This window comes from Aquabacterium fontiphilum (genome assembly GCF_009909205.1).
GTDB classification, from domain to species: domain Bacteria; phylum Pseudomonadota; class Gammaproteobacteria; order Burkholderiales; family Burkholderiaceae_C; genus Aquabacterium; species Aquabacterium fontiphilum.
Genome location: NZ_JAAAPN010000007.1, coordinates 58,604 through 82,497, shown reverse-complemented (window position 1 = coordinate 82,497; position 23,894 = coordinate 58,604). Strand labels below are relative to the sequence as shown.

Annotated in this window: 21 protein-coding genes; 16 read left to right on the top strand and 5 right to left on the bottom strand. The window is 68.4% G+C overall.

Translation table 11 applies throughout. The features are described from left to right. The first annotated feature begins 58 nt into the window (after window positions 1-58). The gene (locus GTZ97_RS09710; RefSeq protein WP_161650395.1) at window positions 59-1,036 is read left to right on the top strand and encodes an NADPH:quinone oxidoreductase family protein; all 978 of its coding nucleotides are present in this window, start codon (window positions 59-61) and stop codon (window positions 1,034-1,036) included. On the opposite strand, the gene queG is transcribed toward GTZ97_RS09710, so the two are convergent. Beyond that, the gene (gene queG, locus GTZ97_RS09705; protein ID WP_161650555.1) at window positions 1,026-2,141 is read right to left on the bottom strand and encodes a tRNA epoxyqueuosine(34) reductase QueG; all 1,116 of its coding nucleotides are present in this window, start codon (window positions 2,139-2,141) and stop codon (window positions 1,026-1,028) included. The two genes, GTZ97_RS09710 and queG, sit on opposite strands and share 11 nt — an antisense overlap. 78 nt (window positions 2,142-2,219) lie before the next feature. Here queG and tsaE point away from each other — a divergent pair, with 78 nt between their 5' ends. Both tsaE and GTZ97_RS09695 read left to right on the top strand, forming a co-directional pair. Further along, on the top strand, window positions 2,220-2,762 hold the full coding sequence (gene tsaE, locus GTZ97_RS09700) for a tRNA (adenosine(37)-N6)-threonylcarbamoyltransferase complex ATPase subunit type 1 TsaE (RefSeq protein ID WP_161650394.1): 543 nt from the start codon (window positions 2,220-2,222) through the stop codon (window positions 2,760-2,762). Continuing rightward, the gene (locus GTZ97_RS09695) at window positions 2,759-4,324 is read left to right on the top strand and encodes an N-acetylmuramoyl-L-alanine amidase (protein WP_161650393.1); all 1,566 of its coding nucleotides are present in this window, start codon (window positions 2,759-2,761) and stop codon (window positions 4,322-4,324) included. Before tsaE ends, GTZ97_RS09695 begins: the two co-directional genes overlap by 4 nt. A gap of 12 nt (window positions 4,325-4,336) precedes the next feature. On the opposite strand, the gene GTZ97_RS09690 is transcribed toward GTZ97_RS09695, so the two are convergent. After that, window positions 4,337-4,993 carry a DedA family protein gene (locus tag GTZ97_RS09690; RefSeq protein WP_161650392.1) on the bottom strand — a complete coding sequence of 219 codons (657 nt, stop codon included), beginning with the start codon at window positions 4,991-4,993 and terminating at the stop codon, window positions 4,337-4,339. 63 nt (window positions 4,994-5,056) lie between these two features. Here GTZ97_RS09690 and mutL point away from each other — a divergent pair, with 63 nt between their 5' ends. The 11 genes from mutL (at window position 5,057) to xth (ending at window position 17,319) form a co-directional block, all read left to right on the top strand. Continuing rightward, window positions 5,057-7,072, top strand: a complete 2,016-nt coding sequence (gene mutL, locus GTZ97_RS09685; protein WP_161650391.1) for a DNA mismatch repair endonuclease MutL — start codon at window positions 5,057-5,059, stop codon at window positions 7,070-7,072. A 16-nt stretch (window positions 7,073-7,088) separates the two neighbouring features. Beyond that, window positions 7,089-8,225 (top strand): pseudouridine synthase, encoded by a 1,137-nt coding sequence (locus tag GTZ97_RS09680; protein WP_161650390.1) that lies wholly within the window; start codon window positions 7,089-7,091, stop codon window positions 8,223-8,225. Further along, window positions 8,212-9,474, top strand: a complete 1,263-nt coding sequence (locus GTZ97_RS09675; RefSeq protein ID WP_161650389.1) for a multidrug effflux MFS transporter — start codon at window positions 8,212-8,214, stop codon at window positions 9,472-9,474. The genes GTZ97_RS09680 and GTZ97_RS09675 overlap by 14 nt, the downstream gene beginning before the upstream one ends. Next, window positions 9,471-10,448, top strand: a complete 978-nt coding sequence (gene miaA, locus GTZ97_RS09670) for a tRNA (adenosine(37)-N6)-dimethylallyltransferase MiaA (protein ID WP_161650388.1) — start codon at window positions 9,471-9,473, stop codon at window positions 10,446-10,448. The genes GTZ97_RS09675 and miaA overlap by 4 nt, the downstream gene beginning before the upstream one ends. Before the next feature lie 61 nt (window positions 10,449-10,509). Continuing rightward, the gene (locus GTZ97_RS09665; RefSeq protein WP_161650387.1) at window positions 10,510-11,280 is read left to right on the top strand and encodes an oxygen-binding di-iron domain-containing protein; all 771 of its coding nucleotides are present in this window, start codon (window positions 10,510-10,512) and stop codon (window positions 11,278-11,280) included. 73 nt (window positions 11,281-11,353) lie between these two features. Beyond that, window positions 11,354-13,156, top strand: a complete 1,803-nt coding sequence (locus GTZ97_RS09660) for an ABC transporter transmembrane domain-containing protein (RefSeq protein ID WP_161650386.1) — start codon at window positions 11,354-11,356, stop codon at window positions 13,154-13,156. Window positions 13,157-13,232: 76 nt separating this feature from the next. After that, window positions 13,233-13,922: a YiaD family glycine zipper/OmpA-like lipoprotein gene (locus tag GTZ97_RS16980; protein WP_330863585.1), complete on the top strand. Its 690-nt coding sequence runs from the start codon at window positions 13,233-13,235 to the stop codon at window positions 13,920-13,922. Window positions 13,923-13,994: 72 nt separating this feature from the next. After that, window positions 13,995-14,837 carry a thymidylate synthase gene (locus GTZ97_RS09650; RefSeq protein WP_161650385.1) on the top strand — a complete coding sequence of 281 codons (843 nt, stop codon included), beginning with the start codon at window positions 13,995-13,997 and terminating at the stop codon, window positions 14,835-14,837. A 165-nt stretch (window positions 14,838-15,002) separates the two neighbouring features. Further along, on the top strand, window positions 15,003-15,992 hold the full coding sequence (locus GTZ97_RS09645; protein ID WP_161650384.1) for a MaoC/PaaZ C-terminal domain-containing protein: 990 nt from the start codon (window positions 15,003-15,005) through the stop codon (window positions 15,990-15,992). 29 nt (window positions 15,993-16,021) lie between these two features. Beyond that, the gene (locus tag GTZ97_RS09640) at window positions 16,022-16,543 is read left to right on the top strand and encodes a dihydrofolate reductase (RefSeq protein ID WP_161650383.1); all 522 of its coding nucleotides are present in this window, start codon (window positions 16,022-16,024) and stop codon (window positions 16,541-16,543) included. After that, on the top strand, window positions 16,540-17,319 hold the full coding sequence (gene xth, locus GTZ97_RS09635; protein WP_161650382.1) for an exodeoxyribonuclease III: 780 nt from the start codon (window positions 16,540-16,542) through the stop codon (window positions 17,317-17,319). The genes GTZ97_RS09640 and xth overlap by 4 nt, the downstream gene beginning before the upstream one ends. Window positions 17,320-17,356: 37 nt before the next feature. Here xth and mutY read toward each other — a convergent pair whose 3' ends face one another. From mutY to mutM, 3 genes are all read right to left on the bottom strand, one after another. Next, complete coding sequence (gene mutY, locus GTZ97_RS09630) at window positions 17,357-18,475, bottom strand: A/G-specific adenine glycosylase (protein WP_161650381.1); 1,119 nt, start codon at window positions 18,473-18,475, stop codon at window positions 17,357-17,359. Next, window positions 18,472-20,511 (bottom strand): dynamin family protein, encoded by a 2,040-nt coding sequence (locus tag GTZ97_RS09625; RefSeq protein ID WP_161650380.1) that lies wholly within the window; start codon window positions 20,509-20,511, stop codon window positions 18,472-18,474. The genes mutY and GTZ97_RS09625 overlap by 4 nt, the downstream gene beginning before the upstream one ends. A gap of 97 nt (window positions 20,512-20,608) precedes the next feature. Then, on the bottom strand, window positions 20,609-21,436 hold the full coding sequence (mutM, locus tag GTZ97_RS09620) for a bifunctional DNA-formamidopyrimidine glycosylase/DNA-(apurinic or apyrimidinic site) lyase (protein WP_161650379.1): 828 nt from the start codon (window positions 21,434-21,436) through the stop codon (window positions 20,609-20,611). 56 nt (window positions 21,437-21,492) lie between these two features. Here mutM and GTZ97_RS09615 point away from each other — a divergent pair, with 56 nt between their 5' ends. After that, window positions 21,493-23,328 carry a tetratricopeptide repeat protein gene (locus GTZ97_RS09615; protein WP_161650378.1) on the top strand — a complete coding sequence of 612 codons (1,836 nt, stop codon included), beginning with the start codon at window positions 21,493-21,495 and terminating at the stop codon, window positions 23,326-23,328. Further along, the gene (locus tag GTZ97_RS09610; RefSeq protein WP_161650377.1) at window positions 23,328-23,885 is read left to right on the top strand and encodes a lipoprotein insertase outer membrane protein LolB; all 558 of its coding nucleotides are present in this window, start codon (window positions 23,328-23,330) and stop codon (window positions 23,883-23,885) included. Before GTZ97_RS09615 ends, GTZ97_RS09610 begins: the two co-directional genes overlap by 1 nt. The last annotated feature ends 9 nt before the right edge of the window (window positions 23,886-23,894 follow it).

Here is a 23,894-nt window from a genome sequence, read left to right as displayed (position 1 = left end):
TTCTAGGGGGGCGCTGCTAACATGCTCCGGTTCCAGATCATCACAACGGAGACACCCCATGCAAGCCTGGATCTGCAGCGAATTCGCCGGCCCCGATGCCCTGACGTGGCAGACGCAGGCCACCGCCGAGCCCGGCAAGGGCGAAGTGCGTGTGGCCATCAAGGCCGCCAGCCTGAATTTTCCTGACCTGCTGATCGTGCAGGGCAAGTACCAGATGAAGCCGCCCCTGCCCTTCGTGCCGGGCGCCGAGTTCGCTGGCGTGGTCGAGGCCGTGGGCGAAGGGGTCAAGCACCTCGCTGTGGGCACGCATGTGGCCGGCTTCGCGGGCACCGGCGGCTTCGGCACGCACGCCATCGCACCGGCCTTTGTGCTGATGCCGCTGCCGCCGGTGTTTTCGTTCGAGGATGCCGCGGCCTTTCTGTGCACCTACGGCACCACCTACCACGCGCTGATGGACCGCGCTGCGCTCAAGGCGGGCGAAACGGTGCTGGTCCTGGGCGCCGCGGGCGGCGTGGGCACCGCCGCCATTCAGATCGCCAAGGCGGCTGGCGCGAAGGTGATCGCGGCTGCGTCGACAGACGAGAAATGCGCGTTGTGCCGTGAGTTGGGCGCCGACGCCACGATCAACTACAGCACCGAGAATCTGCGCGACGCGCTCAAGACCCTGACCGAAGGCAAGGGCCCCGATGTGGTCTATGACCCGGTTGGAGGCGACCTGACCGAGCAGGCCTTCCGCTCGATTGCCTGGCGCGGACGCCACCTGATCATCGGCTTTGCCAACGGCCCCATCCCGGCTCTGCCGCTGAACCTGCCGCTGCTCAAAGGCGCCTCGGTGATGGGCGTGTTCTGGGGCGAGTTCGCCAAGCGCGAACCGCAAAACAACGCGGCCTGCCTGATGCAACTGGCCGCCTGGTACATGGAAGGCAAGATCAAACCCGTCATCGAGCACAAGCTGCCCATGTCGCAACTCAAGGAGGCGTTCGCGCTGATGGGTTCGCGTCAGGTGCGCGGCAAGGTGGTGCTGGTCAACGACTGACCTGCGCCAGCGCCCAGTCCACGTGCTCGGCGACCAGGGCGTGATCGTCCTGTCGCTCGGGCGCGTTGAACAGCCCGCGCGCGCGCCAGCCATGCAAGGCCGCGATCAGCGCCTCGCGGTCAGCGGCACGCAGCTGCCCTGCCCCGTCGCCTGAAGGTTGTCGCAGCGCGTTGCCCATGGCCACAGCGATGTTGCGCTGCCAGCGCGCCAGACCGATGCGACGGATCGGGCTGCCTTCGGTCAGCCGCAGAAACTGCGATTCGTCCCATTGCCACAGCGCCAGCAGGCTGGGCGCGGCCAAGGCCGGTCGCACATCGAAGTCGGGCACCTGCGCCCGGCGCGCGTACTTGTTCCAGGGACAGGCCAGCTGGCAATCGTCACAGCCATAGATGCGGTTGCCCATCATCGGGCGCAGCGCCTCGGGGATGGCGCCCGGATGCTCGATGGTGAGGTAGGAGATGCAGCGCCGGGCATCGACCACCCGCTCGCCCACGATGGCCTGGGTGGGGCACACATCGATGCACGCCCTGCACGCCCCGCAATGGGCGCTCACCGGCTCGGTCACAGGCAGGGGCACATCGACATAGATCTCGCCCAGAAAGAAGGTGGAGCCAGCTTCACGGGACAGCAACAGCGTGTGTTTACCGCGCCACCCTGCGCCACTGCGGCTGGCCAGTTCGACCTCCATCACCGGCGCCGAATCGGTGAAGACGCGGTGGCCAAATGGCCCGATCCAGCCTTGCAATGCATCGGCCAGTTTCTGCAGACGCGCGCGCAAGACCTTGTGGTAATCGCGCCCTCGTGCATAGACCGACACGGTGGCATCGGCTGGCCGGGCCAGCCGCGCCCACTCGACGGCTTGCCAGCCATCCGCGAGGGCTGCGGGCAGGTAGTCCATGCGCGCGGTGATCACGCGCACCGTGCCAGGCACCAGCTCGGCTGGCCGCGCGCGCTTGAGTCCATGTGCGGCCATGTAGTGCATCTCGCCATGAAAACCATGGTGAAGCCACGCGAGCAAACCCGGCTCAGCACTTGACAAATCCACATCGGCTACGCCAATGTAGGAAAATCCGAGTTCCTCCCCTTTGCGACGCAGGGCCGACATCAACGCGGCGGCGTCCATCGCGCCAGGGCCCGACGCTGTGGCGGACTCATGCGCGGCATGAGGGGTGAAACATTGACGATGCATGCACCGATCCTAGCAAGCGAAGGCTTTGCCCCTGTCATCGAGGCCCAATGGGCCAGCGAGTCGGCCTGTTGCGAGTGGGCAACGAGGCTGGCTGCCTGCTTGCGCCCCACGCTGGAACAGGGCGGCTCGGTCGATGTGTCGCTCGACGGGCCCTTGGGCGCGGGCAAGACGACGTTCACCCGCCATCTGTTGCGCGCATTGGGCGTCGCGGGCCGCATCAAGAGCCCCAGTTATGCCGTGGTCGAGACCCATGAGCTGCCCGGCTTCGCCGTCCACCACTTCGACTTTTACCGCTTCAACGATCCTCAGGAGTGGGAAGACGCGGGCTTTCGCGACCTGTTTGCGAGCCCGGGCCTGCGCCTGACCGAGTGGCCAGACAAAGCTGCCGGGCTGCTGCCCACGCCCGACCTGAAGATCGAAATCGAGCCCGTCAGCGACACGGGTCGGCGCGTGCGCCTGCATGGTTTGAGCCGCGCGGCTGCGCCCTGGCTTGAGGCGATGGCCCAACCCGCGCAGCCCCTGGGGGAGCCGGCATGAGCCGCAGACCGTCCGACCGCAGCCGCCGCCGCCTGCTGACGCAGGGCATGGGGGGCGTGGCCTTGCTGGTGCTGGGCCCCAACGAGCTGGCCTGGGGCGCGCAACTGGTGGCCGTACGCGTGTGGCCGGCGCAGGCCTACACGCGCGTGACGCTGGAATCCGATGTCCCGCTGAACGCGACGTTCTTCCAGGTCGACAACCCCAACCGGCTGGTCATCGACATCGACGGGCTGGAGCTGAGCGCGCAGCTGCGCGAACTGGTCAGCAAGGTGAAGGCCGATGACCCGTTCATCGGCGGCGTGCGTGTCGGTCAGAACCGACCCAAGGTCGTGCGACTGGTGATCGACCTCAAGCAGTTGGTCAATCCGCAGGTGTTCGGGCTGCCGCCGGTGGCGGCCTACCAGCACCGGCTGGTGTTCGACCTTCATCCCAAGCATGCCCCCGATCCCTTGCTGGCCCTGATTCAGCAGCAACCCGCCCGCACGGCCCCCGCGAATTCGGCCCTGCCCTCGCCTGAAGTGCCAGCCTCCGGCGCAGCCGCCAGCCCTGCCGCGCCCGGGCCCCGGACGACAGAGCCCCCGCCAGCGCGCCCCACACCGCCGACCAGTGCCAGCCCGGGCGCCTACATGCAGGCGCCAGCTGGCGACAGCCCGCGTGGCACGGCCCAGGCTTCGGCCGACGCGGCCGAGGCCGTCAACGATGCGCTGGACCAGTTCGTCGAGCAATTGCGCCAGACGCCAGCCGGTCGTGACACACGCACCGCGCAGCAGGCCGACCGGCCTGCTGACAGGCCTGCGGAGACGGGTCAGACCCGAAAGGGAGATGCACCGGGCCGCGGGCCGCGCGTGCCCGAGCGCATGATCATCGTGGCGCTCGACGCCGGCCATGGCGGCGAAGATCCGGGCGCCATCGGGCCGACGGGGCTGTTCGAAAAAGACGTGGTCCTGGCCGTGGCGCAGAAGCTGCGCGCCCGCATCAACGCCGAGCCCGGCATGCGCGCGTTCATGACGCGTGAATCGGACTACTTCGTGCCGCTGCACGAACGCGTGAACAAGGCGCGCCGTGTTCAGGCCGACCTGTTCATCTCCATCCACGCGGATGCGTTCATGAATCCGCAGGCGCGTGGTGCGTCGGTGTTTGCGCTGTCGGAGAACGGCGCCACCAGCACCGCGGCACGCTGGCTGGCCAAACGCGAGAATGCGTCGGATCTGGTCGGGGGGGTGAACGTGAAGGTGCGTGACGCTCACGTCATGCGCGCCATGCTCGACATGTCTACCACCGCCCAGATCCAGGACAGCATGCGCCTGGGCAGCGCGGTGCTGGGTCAGCTCGGCAAGGTTGGCCGTCTGCACAAACCGCGCGTCGAACAAGCCGGCTTTGCGGTGCTCAAGGCGCCTGACATCCCGTCCATCCTGGTGGAGACCGGCTTCATCACCAATCCCCAGGAAGAAGCCAAGCTGCGCGACGAGGCTTATCAGAACCAGTTGGCCGACGCACTGATGGCCGGCATCCGCCGCTACTTCGCCAAAAACCCGCCGCTGGCGCGCAAACGGACGCTGTGATGCCGAGCGCGCTCAGGCCCCGGCCGCCTGGCGCGGCTGACGGCTGGCCTTCCAGCCGCCATACAGCGCAATCAGGCCCGGGATCAGGATCATTGCCCAGATGATCTTGCTGAGGTGCTGTTGCACGATGGGGATGTTGCCGAACAGGTAGCCGATCACCGTCAGGCTCACCACCCAGATCACCGCGCCCAGCACGTTGTAGAAGGTGAACTTGGCGCGATCCATCTCGGCCACGCCGGCCACAAAGGGCGCAAACGTGCGGATGAAGGGCATGAAGCGCGCGATGATGATCGTGATGCCGCCATGGGTGTTGTAGAAGCGGTTGGCCGCGTCAAACGCCCGGCGGTTGAACCAGCGCGAGTCTTCCCACTGAAACACCTTCGGCCCGAAGTAGCGCCCGATCGAATAATTGACCTGATCACCCACAATCGCCGCCACCAGCAGCACGACGATCGACGTGGGCAGGCTCATCGCCCCCGCGCCGCACAGCGTGCCGACCATGAACAGCAGCGAGTCGCCCGGCAGGAAAGGCATCACCACCAGACCGGTTTCGACGAAAACGATGAGGAACAGCAGGCCGTACACCCACGCGCCGTAGGCCTGCACGAACTCGGTCAGGTGCTTGTCGACGTGCAGGATGAAATCGATCAGGAAGTAGATGAGGTCCATGGGCGAGGATTATGGCGGCCCGGCGTCCACACGCCGACGAGCACCACCTTCTACAATAGCCCGATGACAACCGAGCGTGCCGCCGAGCCCCTGCCAGCCACTGGTCTTTCCCCCGCATCTGAGGGGCAGGCTGGGGATCAGACAGCACCGCGGCGCAGCATCCGCGAGCTGCCGGACGAACTCATCAGTCAGATCGCGGCCGGCGAGGTCGTGGAGCGCCCGGCCTCGGTCGTACGCGAACTGGTCGACAACGCGCTGGATGCCGGGGCCACCCAGGTCACCGTCAAACTGCTGGCCGGCGGGGTGCGCCAGATCCTGGTCGAAGACGACGGCTGCGGCATTCCGCTGTCTGAACTGCCCCTGGCGCTCAAGCGCCACGCCACCAGCAAGATCCGTTCGCTGAACGACCTCGAACACGTGCTGACCATGGGCTTTCGGGGCGAGGCGCTGGCCGCAATCGCCTCGGTGTCGGATGCGTCAATCAGCAGCCGCACCGCCTCTGACGCCCACGCGCACCGGCTCGATGCCCGCTCGGGCGAGGTCGGCCCCGCGGCCCGCGCGGTGGGCACCAGCGTCGAGGTGCGCGAGCTGTTCTTCAGCACGCCGGCGCGGCGCAAGTTCCTGAAAACCGACGCCACCGAGCTGGCGCACTGCGTGGAGGCGGTGCGCCGTCACGCGCTGGCCCGGCCGGATGTGGGCTTCAGCATCTGGCATGAAGGCAAGCTGGTCGAGCAATACCGCCCTGGCACGGCCGAACAACGCGTGCTCGACGTGCTGGGCGAGGACTTCGTGCGGCACAGCCGCGTGGTGCAGTTGCAGGTTGGTCCGCTGAGGGTACACGGCCGGGCGGGGCTACCCGAAGCCGCGCGGGCGCGGGCCGACACGCAATACTGCTACGTCAACGGGCGTTATGTGCGCGACAAGCTGATTGCGCACGGCGTGCGTGCCGCTTATGAGGATGTGCTGCATGGCAACCGGCAGCCGGCTTACGTGCTGTTCATCGACATTGCGCCCGAGCTGGTCGATGTCAACGTCCACCCCACCAAGATCGAGGTGCGCTTTCGGGATTCGCGCGAGGTGCACCAGGCGGTGCGGCGCGCGGTGGACGCCTGTCTGGCCGACACCCGACCAGGGGCGGCCGGCGATGGCGCCAGCCCGGCCCCAGCCGCTACATCGCCGACTACGAACACATCGCCGGTCACGACCGGCCAGGCCGCCGCAAGCATCAGCCCTGGCCTGATCGCGGCCGAGCAGGCGCCCCTGCCCTGGCGTCGAGACACCGATGCACCGCAGCAGCGCTGGGCTGGCTGGCCTGCTGCTTCTGCGGCCCCGGTGGACGCCTTTGGCGATCTGACACTGCCGCGCGTGGTCGCGCGTGACGGCGAGGTGGTGGCCGCACCCACAAGCTCGCCCGGCTCGCTGTTGACGTCGGCAGGCGGCGCGAGTGCCGCAGCCGGCGCCGAGGCAGCCCCAGTCGACCATGCCGCCCAGGAGCAGTGGCCGCTGGGCCGCGCCATCGGCCAGGTGGCCGGCATCTACATCCTGGCTGAAAACGCCCAAGGGCTGGTCATTGTCGACATGCACGCGGCACACGAACGCGTGGTCTACGAACGGCTCAAGGCCCAATTGGCCCATGCCCAGCTTGACAGCCAGCCCCTGCTGATCCCGCTGAGCTTTGCCGCTACGCCACAGGAGATGGCCACCGCCGAGGCCCACCGCGACACGCTGATGGCCCTGGGCCTGGACGTGGATGCACTGGGGCCTTCCAAGCTGGCGGTGCGCGCGTTGCCCATGGCGCTGGCCCAGGCCGATGGCATCGAGCTGGCGCGCTCGGTGCTGGCCGAACTCGCCCAGGTGGAAGCCAGCCACGTGGTGCAGCGCGCCCAACATGAACTGCTGGCCACCATGGCCTGCCATGGCGCCGTGCGGGCCAACCGCCGGCTCACCCTGCCCGAGATGAACGCCCTGCTGCGCGACATGGAGGCCACCGAGCGGGCCGACCAGTGCAACCATGGCCGCCCGACCTGGCGCCAACTGAGCGTGCGCGAACTCGACGCGCTCTTCCTGCGCGGCCGTTGAGGCCGCCACCCTGAACATGACTGAACGCAAGAAGATCGGCCTGCCCGCCCGCCCCCATCCCGATGAGGCCGGCGAGGCCCCGCGCCGCCACGCCCCCGTGCGCGGCGTGGCCCCGCGCAAGCGCATGACCGCGGCAGAAGCCGAAGAGGCACGTCAGGCCCGCCAGGCGCGTGCGGCCGAACAAGCGCAACACGCCGAGCGAGCCGCGCCCGACGGGCGATGGACGGAGCGCCCTGAACGTCAGGCGCGCCACGAACGCCACGAACGCCGTGAACCGGATCGCCGCACGTCGGAGCGCCAACGCCCGCCCGTGGCCGAGCAGCGCGCGCCCCGCCCTGCCCCGCGCCCTGCCCCTGCACCGGTGGAGGCGCGCGAGCCCGTTGACCACGACGGCCGCGTCCGGCTGTCCAAGCTGATGAGCGAGCGCGGTCTGGCATCGCGGCGCGAGGCCGACACCTGGATCGAGCAAGGTTGGGTGCGCGTCGATGGCGAAGTCGTCAGCGAACTGGGCGCGCGGATCTACCCGCATCAGCAGATCACCGTGGATCGGGCCGCCCGTGAGGAGCAGGCGCAGCGCGTGACCATCCTGCTGCACAAGCCCATTGGCTACGTGTCGGGGCAGGCCGAAGACGGCCACGACCCGGCAGTCGTGTTGCTCACCCCTGAGAACCGCTGGAAAGAGGACAAGACGCCCATCCGCTACAGCCGCGCCCATTTGCGCAAGCTGGCGCCGGCTGGCCGGCTCGACATCGACTCCACCGGCCTGCTGGTGTTCACGCAAGACGGTCGCGTGGCACGCGAGCTGATTGGGGAAGACTCCGACATCGAGAAAGAGTATCTGGTGCGCGTGCAGTGGCTGGCCGAGCCCGAGGCGGAGAACGTCTCCGCCGTCGTGCCCGAAGAGGTCATCGAGCAGATGCGCCACGGGCTGGAGCTCGACGGCCGGCAGCTGAAGCCGGCCAAGGTGTCATGGCAGAACGAGCACCAGTTGCGCGTCGTGCTCAAGGAAGGCCGCAAGCGGCAGATCCGCCGCATGTGCGAGCTGGTGGGCCTGAAGGTGGTGGGCCTCAAACGCGTGCGCATGGGGCGCATCCCGCTGGGGCGCCTGCCCATGGGTCAGTGGCGCTATCTGCGACCCGATGAGCGTTTCTGAGCATTCACGGCGCGGGCCGCTGCCGGTGTGGGTGGTCGTGGTGGCACTGGGCTGCCTGACCGGCCTGCAACCCATCAGCACCGACCTCTACCTGCCCGCGCTGCCCGATCTGCAGCGCGGCCTGGGCATGAGCCCCTCGCTGGCGCAGTGGACGCTGTCGGTGCTCATCCTGGCCTTTGGCGTGGGCCAGTTGATCTGGGGGCCGATCTCCGACCGCTTCGGCCGCCAGCCGGTGCTGCGCTGGGGGCTGGCGGGCTATGTGCTGGCGAGCCTGGCCGCCGTGCTTGCGCTCGATGCGGTGATGATGCTGGTGGCCCGGGCCGCGCAGGGCGCCTGCCTGTCGGCCGCCGTGGTCTGTGGCCGTGCCATGGTGCGCGACCTGTACCCACCCGAAGACGGTGCACGCATGATGGCCCGTGGCATGAGCGTGCTGGGTGTGCTGGCGCTGGTCGGCCCCATCACCGGCGGGCTGACGGCCACCCTGGGCGGCTGGCGCCTGACCATGGGTGTGATGGTGCTGGCCGGTGGCACGCTGCTGGCCTTTGTGTGGCGCATGCTGCCCGAGACCCTGCCTGACGACCGGCGCCAGCCCCGGCTGCACTGGGGTGGCCTGATCCGCCAGTGGTGGCAGGTCGCACAACACCCGACCTTCCGGGCACACACACTGCTGACCTCGTCCACCTATGGTGGGCTGTACGTCTACCTGGCGCTGTCGGCTTTCGTGTTCCTCGATGTGTTGCACCAGTCGCGCAACTGGTATGGGCTGTCGGCCGCCACGCTGTCGCTGTCCTACCTGCTCGGCACGGTGGTGTGCCGCAAGGTGTTGCCCCGGCGCGGCCTGCCCGGCACCGTGAAGCTGGCCGGCTGGTGTTCGCTGGCTGGCGGGCTGGCCATGGCCGGTATCTCGGCCTGGCACGGGCTGGGCGGCTTCGATGTCTCGCCCTACGCGCTGCTGCCGGGGATGTGGCTTTATGCCTTTGCGCACGGCATCCACCAGCCCTGCGGTCAAACCGGCGTCGTGGCCGCCTTCCCCCGCCAGGCCGGCGCGGCGTCAGCCCTGTCGGGCTTTGTGCTGTCGGCCATCGCCTTCGGCGTGGGCGCCATCATGGCCTGGTGGTCGGGCCTGCCCGGCTGGGCCGGCACGCTGCACCCCATGGCGCTGGGCGTGGCCGCCGGAGGGGCGCTCACCGCCTGGACCGCCCTGCGCCGCGTTCAGCGCGACGGCCTGCCACACCACGCCACGCCATGACGACAGCGCACACCCCGCCCCTGTGGATCCTGGCCGGCCCCACAGCCTGCGGCAAGACCGCCGCTGCCCTGGCGTTGGCCGACGAGATCCCGCTGGAGGTCATCAGCGTCGACTCGGCCCTGATCTACCGCGGCATGGACGTCGGCACGGCCAAGCCCACGCCCGACGAGATGGCGCGCGTGCCGCATCACCTGATCGACATCCTGGACCCAGCCGAGTCATACAGCGCCGCGCGCTTTGTGGCCGACACCCACCGCCTGGTGGCCGAGATTCGCGCGCGTGGCCGCACGCCGCTGCTGGTGGGCGGCACCATGCTGTACATCAAGGCACTGCTGGAAGGGCTGGACGAATTGCCACCCGCCGACCCGGCCGTCCGCGCCGAACTCGATGCGGCCTTTGCCGAGCGTGGCACGCCAGCCATGCATGCCGAACTGGCGCAGGTGGATCCGGTCACGGCGGCACGCCTGGCCCCGGGAGACACACAGCGCATCCAGCGGGCACTCGAGGTGTGGCGCAGCACCGGCCGGCCGCTATCGAGTTACCACACCCGCACGGCATCCGACACCGCCGCGCCACCCAAGGTCGCTGCACGCCTGGTGTCGCTCGAACCCGATGATCGGGCCTGGCTGCATCGCCGCATCGCGCTGCGCTTCGAGCAGATGATGGCGCAGGGCTTTGTGGACGAGGTGCGTCGTCTGCGCGCGCGCCCCGACCTGCATGCCAGCCTGCCGTCCATCCGCTGCGTGGGCTACCGCCAGGTCTGGGAGGCACTGGACGCCGGACTTGATCTGAACGACCCCGGCCACCTTGCTGGGGTGACCGAACGGGGCATCGCCGCCACCCGTCAGCTCGCCAAGCGGCAGATCACCTGGCTGCGCAGCATGCCGCACCGCGTCGTCGTGCGATGTGATGCGGATGACGCACAAAAGCGCGTGCGTGAGGCCTTCCTCGCGCCAGAACACGCCACGTCTTGACCTGGGTTAAGTCCGCTTGAGGGGCCGCTGCCGATACTGGCCCCCTTGCTGGAAATCACCCATGCCGTACGAACTGTTCCGCAGCCCGGGCCACGTGTGCCTGATGTTCTCCGACCTGTGCAACGAGGGCGGCGAAGCCGTCCAGGCCAACCAGTTCCTGGTGGTCAACGAGGACACGGGCGCCATCATCGACCCCGGCGGCAACCTCGCTTACAGCGAGCTGTATCTGGGCATGACGCGGCACTTCCCGCCCTCGCGCCTGTCGGCCATCCTCGCATCGCATGCCGACCCCGACATCATCGCGTCGCTGGACCGCTGGATGACAGCCACACCCACGGCCAAGCTGTATGTGTCCACCCTGTGGGAGCGCTTCGTGCCCCACTTCTGCAAGCCCGGCAAAACCTCGGGCCGCATCGTGGGCATCCCGGACAGCGGCATGCGCATCCCCATTGGCAACAGCGAACTCATTGCCCTGCCGGCGCACTTCATGCATGCCGAGGGCAACTTCCAGTTCTATGACCCGATCAGCCGCATCCTGTTCTCGGGTGACCTCGGTGTGTCCATGGTGAGCGGCGCGGCAGCAAGCGAACCCATCCGCAGCCTGGACCCGCTGCCGCCTGGCATGGACGCCTTTCATCGGCGTTACATGGTCTCGGGCAAGATCCTGCGGCTGTGGGCCCGGATGGTGCGGCAGCTGCCCATCGACATGATCGTGCCGCAGCATGGCGCGCCGCTGGCCGGCCCGGCCGTGCAGCAGTTCATCCAGTGGGTCGAAGGGCTGCAGTGCGGCGTCGACCTGATGGACGAAGCGCATTACGCCGTGCCGCGCTGAGGCAGTGAGCCTGGCTGCGGCCGGCAGGTTTTCCCGGCACAGCCCATAATGGCCGGCTGCTTTCAGCCTTGTCATGAGCCAAGCTGCCCACCGTTCCGACCAACGTCCCGCTGACACCCGTTCGTCGCCCCGCGCGCTGCGTGCGCTGGGGCCCTTCATCCGACCCTACCGCGGGCGCATCGCGCTGGCCGGCATCTTCCTGGTGCTGGCGGCCGTCACCACCCTGGTGCTGCCGATTGCCTTGCGCGCGCTGATCGACCAGGGTCTGATCTCGTCCGATCCGGCTGAGCGCGTGGCGCTGATGCAGGAGCACTTTCTCGCGCTGTTCGGCGTCGGGGCGGCGCTGGGCGTGTTCTCGGCTGCGCGCTACTTCATGGTGAGCTGGCTGGGCGAGCGCATCACCGCCGACCTGCGCGAGGCGGTTTACCGTCATGTGCTCAGGCAGAGTCCAGCGTTCTTCGAGCGCACGCAAACAGGCGAGGTCGTCTCGCGCCTCACGGCCGACACCACGCTGATCCAGACCGTCGTGGGCACCAGCGTGTCGCTGGGCCTGCGCAACAGCATCATGGGCGCCGGGGCGCTGCTGATGCTCATCATCACCAACCCCGTGGTCATGGCCCAGGTGCTCGGGGCGCTCGTGTTGATCCTGATGCCGGCCATCCTGTATGGACGGCGCGTGCGCAAGCTGTCGCGAGCCAGCCAGGACCGCATCGCCGACGCCAGCGCGATTGCGGCCGAGGTGCTCAATGCCGTGCCCGTGGTGCAGAGCCATGCGGCCGAGTCGCGCGAGGCGGCCCGCTTCGGCGCCTCGACCGAGCAGGCCTTCCGCACGGCCGAGCGCCGCATCCGGGCCCGCGCCTTCCTCGTGGCCTTCATCATCACGGCCACCACCGGTGCCATGCTGTGGGGGCTGTATCAGGGCACACAGGCGGTGATGGCCGGCCGCATCAGTGCCGGTCACCTCGGCCAGACCGTGCTGTATGTGATCCTGCTGTTGGGCTCGGTCGCCGCGCTGTCCGAGGTCTACAGCGACATCCTGCGTGCAGCCGGCGCCACCGAGCGGCTGATGGAACTGCTGGCTGCGAAGTCACCCATTGCCGATCCTGCCCGGCCGCGCGCCCTGCCCGCCGTGCAAGGCGGCGCACGGGTCAGCCTCGACCACGTGGTCTTCCACTACCCTTCGCGGCCGCAACAGGCGGCGCTGCACGATGTCAGCCTGGACGTCGCCCCGGGTGAAACCGTGGCACTGGTCGGCCCCAGCGGCGCGGGCAAGACCACCGTCTTCCAGTTGCTGCTGCGTTTTTACGATCCGCAATCGGGCGACATCCGCATCGACGGCGTGTCGGTGCGCGAGCTGAGTCTGCACGCGCTGCGCGAGCGCATTGCCATCGTGCCGCAGGACAGCACCATTTTCTCGGCCTCGGCCATGGACAACATCCGCTACGGCCGACCCGACGCCACAGATGACGACGTCGTGGCAGCCGCCCGCGCCGCCCATGCAGACGGCTTCATCCGCCAGTTGCCCGAGGGCTATGCCACCCACCTGGGCGAACGTGGCGTCCGCCTGTCGGGCGGGCAACGCCAGCGCATCAACATTGCGCGCGCCATCCTGAAGAATGCCCCCCTGTTGCTGCTGGACGAAGCCACCAGCGCGCTCGACACCGAAAGCGAGCGCGCCGTGCAGGCGGCCCTGGAGGAAGCCATGCAGGGTCGCACCACCCTGGTCATCGCCCACCGGCTCAGCACGGTGGTGCATGCCGATCGCATCGTCGTGCTCGATGGCGGCACCATCGTCGACATGGGCACCCATCAGGAGTTGATGGCCCGCAGCGGCCTGTACGCGCGGCTGGCTGCCATGCAACTGCATGACGCGTGATACTGTGTCATCGCGGTGGCCTGCTGCCGCGTTGAATGAGTGCGTGAGCTGCACGCTGCAAGACAGGAGACACCGCATGCTGCAAACAACACCCCGCCACATTTCCATGCCCCACGCTGCGCGCGGTATCACCGCGGCCACCCTCGCCGCCGTGCTGGTGCTGTCAGGCTGTGCCAACATGACACCCGAGCAGCAAGGCACGGCCAAGGGCGCCGCCATCGGCGCAGTCGCTGGCGCGGTCATCGGCAAGGCCACGGGCAACAAGGCGGCCACGGGCGCTGTGATCGGTGGCGTGGCCGGCGCCGTGGCCGGTAACGTGTGGTCGCGCCGCATGGAAGAGCAACAGCGCGCCATGGAGCAGGCCACCCAGGGCACCCCGGTCGAGGTCACCCGCACGGCCGACAACCAGCTCAAGCTGCAGATCCCCAGCGACATCTCGTTCGACCGCAACAGCGCCACACTCAAGCCCGAACTGCGTGGCGTGCTCGATGCCTTCGCGGGCAACCTTCGCCAGAACGGTGCCGGCCTGATCGTGCGCATCGTCGGCCACACCGACAGCACCGGCACCGACGCCATCAACGAGCCCCTGTCGCAGCGCCGTGCCGACACCGTGCGCGACTACCTGACCGACCGTGGCATCCCGGGCAGCCGCATTGAAACCGCCGGCCGTGGCTCACGCGAGCCCATCGCCAGCAATGCCACGCCCGAAGGCCAGTCGAAGAACCGCCGCGTCGAGATCTTCCTGCGCGAGCCCGGCGCGTCCTGATCCGCCTGAAGCGATCCGAAGCCCCCCAGACCTACAATGGGGGGCTTTTTCATTCCTGATGCGAGCCCGTCCGTGAGCCAGCCGTCCACGCGCCCCGTGCGCAGCCAGTACGAAGATTTCATGCGCCTCGTGCACACCACGGGCGTGCTCAAGACCGACCGCACTGGCACCGGCACGCGCAGCGTCTTCGGCCACCAGATGCGCTTCGACCTGCGCGAGGGTTTTCCGCTGGTCACCACGAAGAAGGTGCACCTCAAGAGCATCATCATCGAGTTGTTGTGGTTTCTGCGGGGCGACGACAACGTCAAGTGGCTGCAGGAGCGCGGCGTCACCATCTGGGACGAATGGGCCCGTGAAGACGGCTCGCTCGGCCCGGTCTATGGGGTGCAATGGCGCAACTGGCCCAAGCCCGATGGCACGCATGTCGACCAGATTTCGGAAGTCGTCAAGCAGCTCAAGCAGAGCCCCGATTCGCGCCGCATCATCGTCAGTGCGTGGAACGTCGGCCTGATCGAGCAGATGGCCCTGCCTCCCTGCCACGCGTTCTTCCAGTTCTATGTGGCGCCGCCACAGGCCGAAGGCGAGCGGCCCCGCCTGAGCTGCCAGCTCTACCAGCGCAGCGCTGACATCTTCCTCGGCGTGCCCTTCAACATCGCCAGCTATGCCCTGCTGACCCACATGCTCGCCCAGCAGTGCGACATGGACGTAGGCGACTTCATCTGGACCGGCGGCGACTGCCACATCTACAGCAACCACACCGAACAGGTCGAGTTGCAGTTGAGCCGGCAGCCCCATCCCTACCCCGTGCTGAACATCAAGCGCAAGCCGGCGTCGATCTTCGATTACGAATACGAAGACTTCGAAGTGCTCGACTACCAGCACCACCCCGCCATCAAGGCCCCGGTCGCGGTCTGACCCGTCTGCCGCCCCCCGGGGCGGTCGCACGATGTTCCGCATCATGCAAGTTTTTACTCGCCCCACCCTTGTCAGGGTCGGCCCAGGCTCCCTAAAGTGCGCGCCATCAGCCCGATGGCCCGGCCGCCATCACGGCGCAACACAACACAACAGGGAAGCCAGGCCATGACGACACCGCAACACGGCGCCGCAAGGACGCCCACGTCCCCCCCATTGTTCGCGCAACACGCTGCGCGCGAACTGGACACCTGGCGCGCCTGGCACGGGCTGGCCTATCAGGCCAGGCTGCTGCCCAACATCCTGCGCGCCCACCGGCTCAAGGCAGCCACGCACGGCCATGTGTACGCGCAGCCATTCACACTGACCGAGCGCCTGCATGCGCAATGGCGCCACGCCTTTCAGGCACCCACGGGGCACGGCGGGGTGCTTCAGACCTGCCATGTGCATCTCAGCCGCGACTACTTGTTCACCACGCTGGCGCGGCTCGGTCTGAACTTCGCCAACGTGATGCACCTGGGCGTGCGACTGGGTTGGGAGGCCGACTTCCACGGCTACAAGGCACGCCAGCCCTACGTCTTTCATGCCCGGCTCAAGGCCTGCGTGCGCATGGGCGAACGGCGTGTGGCACTCGATTTCGAAACCGAAATCACCACGCTGTCAGGCCGATCGCTGATGCGTCAGGACGACACCATGCTGGTCGACCGCCTGCCCCCCGCGTTGCTGGATCAGCTCGCACCGGTTCAGCACGGGCCGGACGCAACCTGGTACGAGGCGCTGCGCGGCCTGCGGCATGCGCAACCGCACCTGCAGCCCGATCACGCCAGCGCCAGGCAGGCCATCGTGATCCCCAAGGATCAGGGCCGGCGCTACGGCCAGCTCTCGGGCGACCTCAACCCACTGCACACCCAGCACTGGCTGGCACGGCGGCTCGGCCACCCGGCGGCCTTTGTGCAGGGCCTGTACACGGCCAACCTGATGCTCGCCCACCTGCGGCGCCATCAGCCCGCCAACCGGCATCTGGCCATACGCTTCTGCCGCCCGGTGTTCACCGGCCAGACGGTCGAGCTGCTCAGCGACGCCGCGCGCTGCGAGCTGCACGACGCGCGCCGGCAGTTGCTGGTCTCGGCCAGCATGGCGGCAGCCGAAGCCGTGTAAGCTTGCGCGCCTGATCGCCGCAAGCCCGCATGCCTTCCAAGAAACCCGACACGCTCAGCCTGATTGCCGCCGTGGCCGCCAATGGCGCCATCGGCCGCAACAACGACCTGCTCTGGCACGACAGCCGCGACCAGAAGCACTTCCGCGCCACCACCATGGGCTGCCCGGTCATCATGGGCCGTCGCACCTGGGATTCGCTGCCCGAGCGCTTTCGCCCGCTGCCCGGCCGGCGCAATGTCGTGGTCACGCGCAACTCCAGCTGGCAGGCCCAAGGCGCCGAAGTGGCCCACAGTCTGGACGCGGCGTTGGCCCTGGTCGCCGATGCACCGAAGGTGTTTGTGATGGGGGGCGGCGAGCTGTACGCGCTGGCGCTGCCCATGGCCGATGAGCTCGAGCTGACCGAGGTCGACGCCACATTCGAGGCCGACACCTTCTTCCCGGCCTGGCCGCGCGAGGCGTTCGCGACCATCCACCGCGAGGCCCACCCCCCCGGCCCAGCCGGCGAGCCCGGCTTCGCCTTCGTCACCTACCGCCGCCGTACGACACCATGAAGCTCGCGACCTGGAACGTCAACTCGCTGTCGGTGCGCCTGCCTCAGCTGCTGGCCTGGTTGGCCGACAACCCGGTCGACGCGCTGGTGCTGCAGGAAACCAAGCTCACCGACGACAAGTTCCCTCACGCCGAGCTGGCCCAGGCGGGCTACCACGCGCAGTGGTTCGGCCAGCGCACCTACAACGGCGTGGCCCTGCTGACGCGCACACCGGCTGTCGACATCGTGCGCAACATCCCGGGCTTTGCCGACGAGCAGGCCCGTGTGATCGCGGGCACCGTGCCCCACCCCACGGCCGGCAGCATCCGCGTGATCGGCGCCTACTTCCCCAACGGGCAGGCGCCCGGATCAGAGAAGTTCGCCTACAAGATGGCCTGGCTGAGCGCGTTGCACGACTGGGTCCAGGCCGAGTTGCAGCAGCATCCCCAACTGGTGTTGATGGGGGACTACAACATCGCGCCCACCGATGCAGACGTGTATGACCCCGTCGCGTGGAAAGACCAGATCCACTGCACGCCTGAGGAGCGCGCCCACTTCCAGCGCCTGATCGACCTGGGGCTGCGTGACGCCTTCCGCCTGTTCGAACAGCCCGTCAAAAGCTGGAGCTGGTGGGATTACCGCAACCTGGCCTTCCGCAAGAACCAGGGTCTGCGCATCGACCACATCCTCGTCAGTCAGGCGCTGGCCGGACAGGTGTCTGCCTGCGTGATCGACAAGGGCCCGCGCAAGAACGAGCGCCCTAGCGACCACGCGCCGGTGATCGCCACGCTGGGCTGACCGGCACGCCCGCGCTGTCAGGCGCTGTCAGGCATTGTCAGGCGCCAGTCAACACCTTGCGCACCGCTGCAGGCAGGCCCCAGCGCGCCAGATCGCGCTCGGCCACCCACTGGCCGGCGCCGCCAGCGCCCGGCCGCGCGCGCAACATGACCGTGAGGCAGTCAGCTTCTGCATCGGTCACCTCGACGCGATGCGCCTGCAGCCACCAGTCCAGGTGGGTCAGCACATGCTTGAAACGCGGCTGCGCCTCCACCCGGCCCTGACACGGCTCGGGCAGGCAGGCACGCAAGGCTGCTTCATCGTCGAACAGCGGCAAGGTCCACAGGCCGGCCCACAGGCCTGTCTGCGGCATCTGCTCCAGCCACAGACAAGGGCCGTCTTCACGCGACCAGACCAGCCACGCCCAGGCATTCTCGCGCTGCCCCCGCACCAGGCGGCGAGACTTGACGGGCAGGCGCTGCGGGTCGCCCGTGCGACGGCCTTCGCACACATCTGACCAGGGACAGGTCAGACACATCGGCTGTCGGGGTGTGCACACGGTGGCGCCCAGGTCCATCAGACCCTGCGTGTAGGCCGGCATGGCCTGGCTGGTGGCTGGCAACAAGCGTTGGGCAGCCTCCCACAGGGCACGCTCGTGCGCCTTCACGGCCAGATCCTGCTCCCAGGCCAGCACACGGCTGAGCACGCGTTTCACGTTGCCGTCGAGGATGGAGATGCGCTCGCCAAAGCAGAAGGCTGCGATGGCCGAAGCCGTCGAGGGCCCGATGCCCGGCAAGGTCTGCAGCCCAGCCGCCGTGCGCGGGAACTCGCCGCCGTGATCGGCGACCACAACCTGGGCGCAGCGGTGCAGGTTGCGTGCGCGGCTGTAATAGCCCAGACCAGCCCACAAGGCCATGACCTCGTCTTGCGGGGCGGCCGCAAGCGCCGCCACATCGGGAAAGCGTTCCAGAAAGCGCGCGTAGTAGCCCATCACCGTGCTGACCTGGGTCTGCTGCAGCATGATCTCTGACAACCACACGCGGTAGGGATCACGCGTTTGCTGCCACGGCAGATGATGCCGCCCCTGCTGGCGCTGCCAGGCCACGAGCCGGTCAGCCAGAAAGGGCGACAGGGCCTGCGCCCGATCGGCCAGGCCCTGGGCCAGATCCAGGGTCATGGGCGGCGAACGTCGTCGTCGAGCGAGAGAGACAGGCTGGCCAGCGCGGCGGGCACGGTGCCGCCATCGTCAAGACCAGTCTCGAAGCCGGCCTCATCGCCTGCCTCCGCCATCGGCAGCACGGGCTGCACCTGGGCCATCACCTCGTCGACAAGCTGCGCCAGACGCGTCTGCAACTGCAGCACGCGCTCGTCCAGCGCCTGGACCTCTTGCAGCCGGTTATCCAGTTCGGTCGACGCTGACTGAATGCGGTCCAGCGACTCATACCGCCGCTTGAAGTTGCGGCGCCGCTCGCGCAGCTGACTGTCCACCTGGGCCGAGGCTGTCTTGTTCCACAGCTCGATGTCGTTGCTCACTGTCTCGAACACCACGCGCAGGCGCGACACCAGCATGCGGCGGAACTGCTCCTGAAAGCCCGGCTGCGCCAGGCGGAAGGCCTGACTCAGCCCGAGGTATTGCACATAGTTGCGCTCGATGAGTTCCAGGTCTTCGGTGTACTTGCGCACATCGAGCTGCGCATCGGCCACCAGGCTGAAACCGAATTCGGCGTTGAGCTTGGCAAACGAAGCGACCAGCATGGCGTGGATCTCTTCGTTGCGCTGCTGGGCCTGCTCGATCAGCATGCGCAGCCGTTCGCACAGCTCCAGAAACGCCTTCTTCGCGCCCAGGGGAAGCCACGAGCCACCCAGCACCTGATGCAGCTGGTCGACCTCCTGGCGCAGCCGGTCGGCCGACAAGTCGTGCAGCACATGGCGCAGCATGCGCGCATGCACCGAGCGCATGGCCTGCAGCCGGGCGGTGCACTGCTCGAACTCGCCCGCCTCGGCTTGCACGCGCTGCAGCATCAGCTGCACCTTGCCTGCGCTCTTGCCTTTGAGGCCGCGCAGCTCCAGCAACTGGTCAGCATACAGGCGCCGCATCTCGCCGAAGCGGCGCGAAAGCTGGTGCTGCAGGCGCTGCGCGCCCTCGCGTGCCGACTGCGCCAGGTTGTCGCGTCGGCGCGGCAACAGGCCTTCAGACAAGGCCTGCTCAAAGGCTTCCAGCCGGCTGCCGCTCAGCGCATCGGCGTCGCCCTGCAGCCGCGCGGCCAGCGCCTGCCGAGCCGAGATCGGAAACACGTGCGCAGGGGGGATCTCCAGCGTCTGCGCCACGCTCTCGCACTGGCGTCGGATCACGGCTTGCACCTCGTCCGGGCTGCTCAGCGGATCGGCCAGGGCATCGATCTTGTTGAGGGCCACGAAGCGGGCCAGGGCCGGACCGGAGAGGTGATCGCGCCAGATGGCCAGGTCCGATTTGGTCACGCCCGTGTCGGCGCCCAGGATGAACACCGTGGCATGCGCCTGGGGCAACAGGCCCAGTGTCAGTTCGGGCTCGGTGCCAATCGCATTCAAGCCGGGTGTGTCGAGCACCACCAGCCCGCGCTTGAGCAGCGGATGTGGCAGATTGATGCGGGCGTGTCGCCAGGCCGGCACCTCGACCAGCCCGTCGTCACGCTGCGGCGGGTTGTCTTCCGGGTGCTCGGCGTCCCAGAAACCCAGCCGGGCCGCCATCTCGGTGTCCACCCAGCGCGTGCGCATGACCTCGCCCAGCACCTCGGCCATCTGGTCGGGGTTATTCAGGTCGAGTTCGAAGCGATGCCAGGTGCCCGGCTGCATGCGGTACTCGCTCAGCGACAAGGCTTCCAGTCGGGTCTCGATGGGCAGCAGGCTGAGGCCCACCGGCTCATCTGCCTCGTAACCCAGCTCGACCGGGCACATCGTCGTGCGCCCGGCTGACGCCGGCATGATGCGGCGACCCTTGTCCGAGAAGAAGATGGCGTTGATCAGCTCGGACTTGCCGCGCGAGAACTCGGCCACGAAGGCCACCATCAGCTTTTCGCCCGCCAGGCGCTGCCGCATGGCTTCGAACCACTCGGCCGAGGCATCGTCCAACAGGTCGTGCTCGCGGGCGAATCGCGCCAGCGAGGCCAGCCGCGCATCGGTTTCGGCGCGCCACTGCCCGAGGGCGTCGAGTTGACTGACGAAGGAGGGCATCATGGACGACGATGCTAGCGCATCAGCGGCGGCGGGGATACCTCGAAGAAGTGCCCAGCGGCCCACTCTTCTGCAGCAAATCAGCAACTCGTCGCGTTTGTCACCTTTTCTGACAACCTGGACAGAAGAATGTGGCCCGCTGAGCCTGCACCGTCCGCGTCACCGGGTGTCCGCAGCGCAGGCAAGGCAGCCCGGCGCGGCCATACACCGCCGTGAGATTCTGAAAGCCGCCGAGGTGGCCATCCGCCCGAAAGTCTTTTAGGCTGCTGCCGCCGGCGTCGATGGCCTGGGCCAGCACCTCCTGCAGCGCGGCGAGCAGACGCGCGCTGCGGGGCCGACTCAGCCGCCCGGCCGGCATGCGCGGATCGATGCCCGCTCGATACAAGGCCTCGCATGCGTAGATGTTGCCCGCGCCCACGACCACATCGCCCGCCATCAACGCCGGTTTGATCGCCACGCGTCGCCCGCGAAAAGCCTGCCACAGCGACTCCGCTGTCAAAGACGGATCGAAAGGCTCTCGTCCGAGGCGCGCCAGCAGGCGAGCGGGCATCCCGTCGTCCAGCGCAGCGCCCCAGACCACCGCACCGAAGCGGCGTGGATCGGTCAAGCGCAGGCAGCCAGCAGAGGTGAGCAGATCGAAGTGGTGATGGGGCCCCGGCGGGCTGTCCGTAACCGCCACGGCCAACGAACCGGACATGCCCAGATGCCACAGCAGCCCACCTGCCGGCGCGCCGCCGCGCGACAGCGCCAGCCACAGGTACTTGCCTCGGCGGCTGACTGCATCGATGCGCAAACCGGCCAGCGACGACGCCTCGCATCCGAGCGGCCAGCGCAAAGGCTTGCCCACTCGCGCGCCCTCAACGAGCGCGCCCTCCAGCCGGGGCGCCAGTGCCCGGCGTGTGACTTCGACTTCAGGCAATTCCGGCATGAACCGATTATCACGGCGCCGGATCCATAGAATGTCTGCATACCGCTGGAGACCCCATGCACTGCTTGCCTCTGATGCCACCTTCCCGCCTGTCCCTGCCCATCCGCCCTGGAGGACGGGCCGTGGCCCGGCTGGCGCTTGCGGTGGCGCTGACCCTGGGCGGTGCGGTGCAGGCCACCACGCCGGACACCGTTGCACCGACGCCAGCGCCCGCTGCAGCCACCGTCGGCACAAGCAAGGCGCCGGTCATCAATTCCACGATGGACGCGCCGCTGTTCTACCAGTTGCTCGTGGCCGAGATACAGGCGCGTCAGGGGCAACCAGGCGCCGCCTACCAGCTCTATCTCGAAGCAGCGCGCCGCAATCAGGACGCCGCGCTGTTTCAGCGTGCCGTCGACATCGCCCTGAGCGCACGCGCGGGTGAGCAGGCGCTGGCCGCCGCCAAGGCCTGGCGCCAGACGCTGCCGCAGTCGCGTGAGGCCTCGGAGTACACCGCCCAGATCCTGCTGGCGCTGGGGCGCAGCGCCGAGCTGGCCTCGCCACTGCGCAGCCTGATCCAGCTGAGCCCCGCTGCGCAGCAGGGGCAAGTGCTCGCCTCGCTGCCGCGCAGCCTGCAGCGCATCACCGACCGCAAAGCCGCCGCCGAAGTCGTCGACGAGGCCACCCAGCCCTGGCGCAGCGCACCGCTGGAGCGCGTCGAGGCCTGGGCAGCCAGTGCCGATGCGTGGTCACAAGCCCGCCAGCCCGCCAAGGCCCTGCCCGCCCTGCGGCGCGCCTTCGAGCTGGATCCAGCCAACACCCTGGCAGGCCTCCACGCCGTCGAACTGATGGACCAGAGCCCCGATGCCGAGCCCTTGGTGCGCACGCTGCTGGCGCGGGCAGATGCGCCGCCGCTGGTGAGGCTGGCCTACGCGCGCAAGCTGGCTACCACGCAACGCTTCGACGAAGCCGAACGTGAACTGCTGCAACTGGTCGAGGCCCAACCCGATGCGAACGGCACCCGCGTGCTGCTGGCGGCCATCCAGCTGGAACGCAAGCGGCCCGAAGCGGCCGAGGCCACGCTCAAGCCTGTGCTGGCAGGCCTGCCCGCGCCCGGCGCCAACACGGCGGCCGCTCCCCTGCCCCCTGATCTGGAGCAGGCCTGCCTGCTCCAGGCACAGATCGTCGAGCAACGCGGCCAGACGCGGGTGGCCCTGCAATGGCTGGAACGGGCCGACCCGGCGCGTGTACGGCTGCCCATTCAGGCCCAGCGTGCCCGCCTGATGGCGCGAGATGGCCAGCTTCAAGCCGCACGCGCGCTCATCCGCGGCCTGCCCGAGACCGAGCCGCGAGACGGCCTGGCCAAGGTCCAGGCCGAAGCCCAGCTGCTGCGTGACGCACGCCAATGGCGCGAGGCCCATCGCGTGTTGAGCGAAGGCGCACAGCGCTTTCCGGACGTGGGGGAGTTGCTGTACGACCAGGCGATGATGGCCGACAAGATCAAGGATTACGACGAGATGGAGCGGGTGCTGCGCCGCCTCATCGAACTCGAGCCCGACAACGCCAACGCACACAACGCGCTGGGCTACAGCTTCGCGGAGCGCGGCCTGCGGCTGCCTGAAGCCCGTGCGCTGCTGGAACGCGCCATCGCCCTGAAGCCCGGCGATCCGTTCATCACAGACAGCCTGGGCTGGCTGGCCTTCCGAGAAGGCCGCATCGACGAAGCGCTCGCACAACTGCAACAAGCGTGGGATACCCGCCAGGACGCTGAGATCGGTGCCCACCTTGGTGAGGTGTTGTGGACGCTGCAGCGGCGCGACGACGCCATGCGCATCTGGCGCGAATCCTGGCAGCGCGACCGCGACAACGATGTGCTGCAAGAGACGCTGCGCCGCTTCAAGGTGCGCTTCTGATGCGTGCCGGTTTGCGCGCAACGCGCCGCGCCTGGCTGGCCGGCGCCCTGTCCCTGGCCCTGGCCGCCTGCAGCCACCTGCCCCCGCCGCCTGCGCCCGAGGCCAGCGCGCGCACCTGGGAGGGGCAGATGAGCGTGCGCCTCGACGCGCACGCGGGCCGTCCTGCCGACGGCAGCAGCTTCACTTTTGCACTGACCGTGTCGCCCGGCGCCGCCGGCCACCTCGCGCTGATGACACCCATGGGCACGCAGGTCGCGCAGGTCAACTGGACATCTGATGGCGCCCAGTTGCACGACGGCCAAGGGCAGCGCGACTACCCCGACCTCGACCACCTCAGCGCGGCCCTGCTCGGCGAAGTGCTGCCGCTGCGGGCGTTGCCGTTCTGGCTGGACGGCCTACCCGATCCCTCGCTGCCTTCTTCGCCCATGGCCGCAGGCTTCGAGCAGGCTGGCTGGCAAGTGGACCTGTCGCAGTTCGACCAGCAACGCCTGAAGGCAACCCGCGCAGCCACCGAGCAGCAGCGCGGCATCCTGATCCGCGCCCGCCTGACCCGTTGACGCACAGCC

Bases quoted from the DNA above. Each gene is read 5' to 3' on its own strand.
- GTZ97_RS16980 (WP_330863585.1), top strand. From the start codon at position 13,233: ATGCTGCAAACAACACCCCGCCACATTTCCATGCCCCACGCTGCGCGC.
- GTZ97_RS09695 (WP_161650393.1), top strand. From the start codon at position 2,759: ATGAGCCGCAGACCGTCCGACCGCAGCCGCCGCCGCCTGCTGACGCAG.
- GTZ97_RS09615 (WP_161650378.1), top strand. From the start codon at position 21,493: ATGCACTGCTTGCCTCTGATGCCACCTTCCCGCCTGTCCCTGCCCATC.
- mutL (WP_161650391.1), top strand. From the start codon at position 5,057: ATGACAACCGAGCGTGCCGCCGAGCCCCTGCCAGCCACTGGTCTTTCC.
- mutY (WP_161650381.1), bottom strand. From the start codon at position 18,475: ATGACCCTGGATCTGGCCCAGGGCCTGGCCGATCGGGCGCAGGCCCTG.
- GTZ97_RS09640 (WP_161650383.1), top strand. From the start codon at position 16,022: ATGCCTTCCAAGAAACCCGACACGCTCAGCCTGATTGCCGCCGTGGCC.
- GTZ97_RS09690 (WP_161650392.1), bottom strand. From the start codon at position 4,993: ATGGACCTCATCTACTTCCTGATCGATTTCATCCTGCACGTCGACAAG.
- GTZ97_RS09675 (WP_161650389.1), top strand. From the start codon at position 8,212: ATGAGCGTTTCTGAGCATTCACGGCGCGGGCCGCTGCCGGTGTGGGTG.
- mutM (WP_161650379.1), bottom strand. From the start codon at position 21,436: ATGCCGGAATTGCCTGAAGTCGAAGTCACACGCCGGGCACTGGCGCCC.
- GTZ97_RS09680 (WP_161650390.1), top strand. From the start codon at position 7,089: ATGACTGAACGCAAGAAGATCGGCCTGCCCGCCCGCCCCCATCCCGAT.
- queG (WP_161650555.1), bottom strand. From the start codon at position 2,141: ATGTCGGCCCTGCGTCGCAAAGGGGAGGAACTCGGATTTTCCTACATT.
- GTZ97_RS09625 (WP_161650380.1), bottom strand. From the start codon at position 20,511: ATGATGCCCTCCTTCGTCAGTCAACTCGACGCCCTCGGGCAGTGGCGC.
- GTZ97_RS09665 (WP_161650387.1), top strand. From the start codon at position 10,510: ATGCCGTACGAACTGTTCCGCAGCCCGGGCCACGTGTGCCTGATGTTC.
- xth (WP_161650382.1), top strand. From the start codon at position 16,540: ATGAAGCTCGCGACCTGGAACGTCAACTCGCTGTCGGTGCGCCTGCCT.
- tsaE (WP_161650394.1), top strand. From the start codon at position 2,220: ATGCATGCACCGATCCTAGCAAGCGAAGGCTTTGCCCCTGTCATCGAG.
- GTZ97_RS09610 (WP_161650377.1), top strand. From the start codon at position 23,328: ATGCGTGCCGGTTTGCGCGCAACGCGCCGCGCCTGGCTGGCCGGCGCC.
- GTZ97_RS09710 (WP_161650395.1), top strand. From the start codon at position 59: ATGCAAGCCTGGATCTGCAGCGAATTCGCCGGCCCCGATGCCCTGACG.
- GTZ97_RS09645 (WP_161650384.1), top strand. From the start codon at position 15,003: ATGACGACACCGCAACACGGCGCCGCAAGGACGCCCACGTCCCCCCCA.
- GTZ97_RS09660 (WP_161650386.1), top strand. From the start codon at position 11,354: ATGAGCCAAGCTGCCCACCGTTCCGACCAACGTCCCGCTGACACCCGT.
- miaA (WP_161650388.1), top strand. From the start codon at position 9,471: ATGACGACAGCGCACACCCCGCCCCTGTGGATCCTGGCCGGCCCCACA.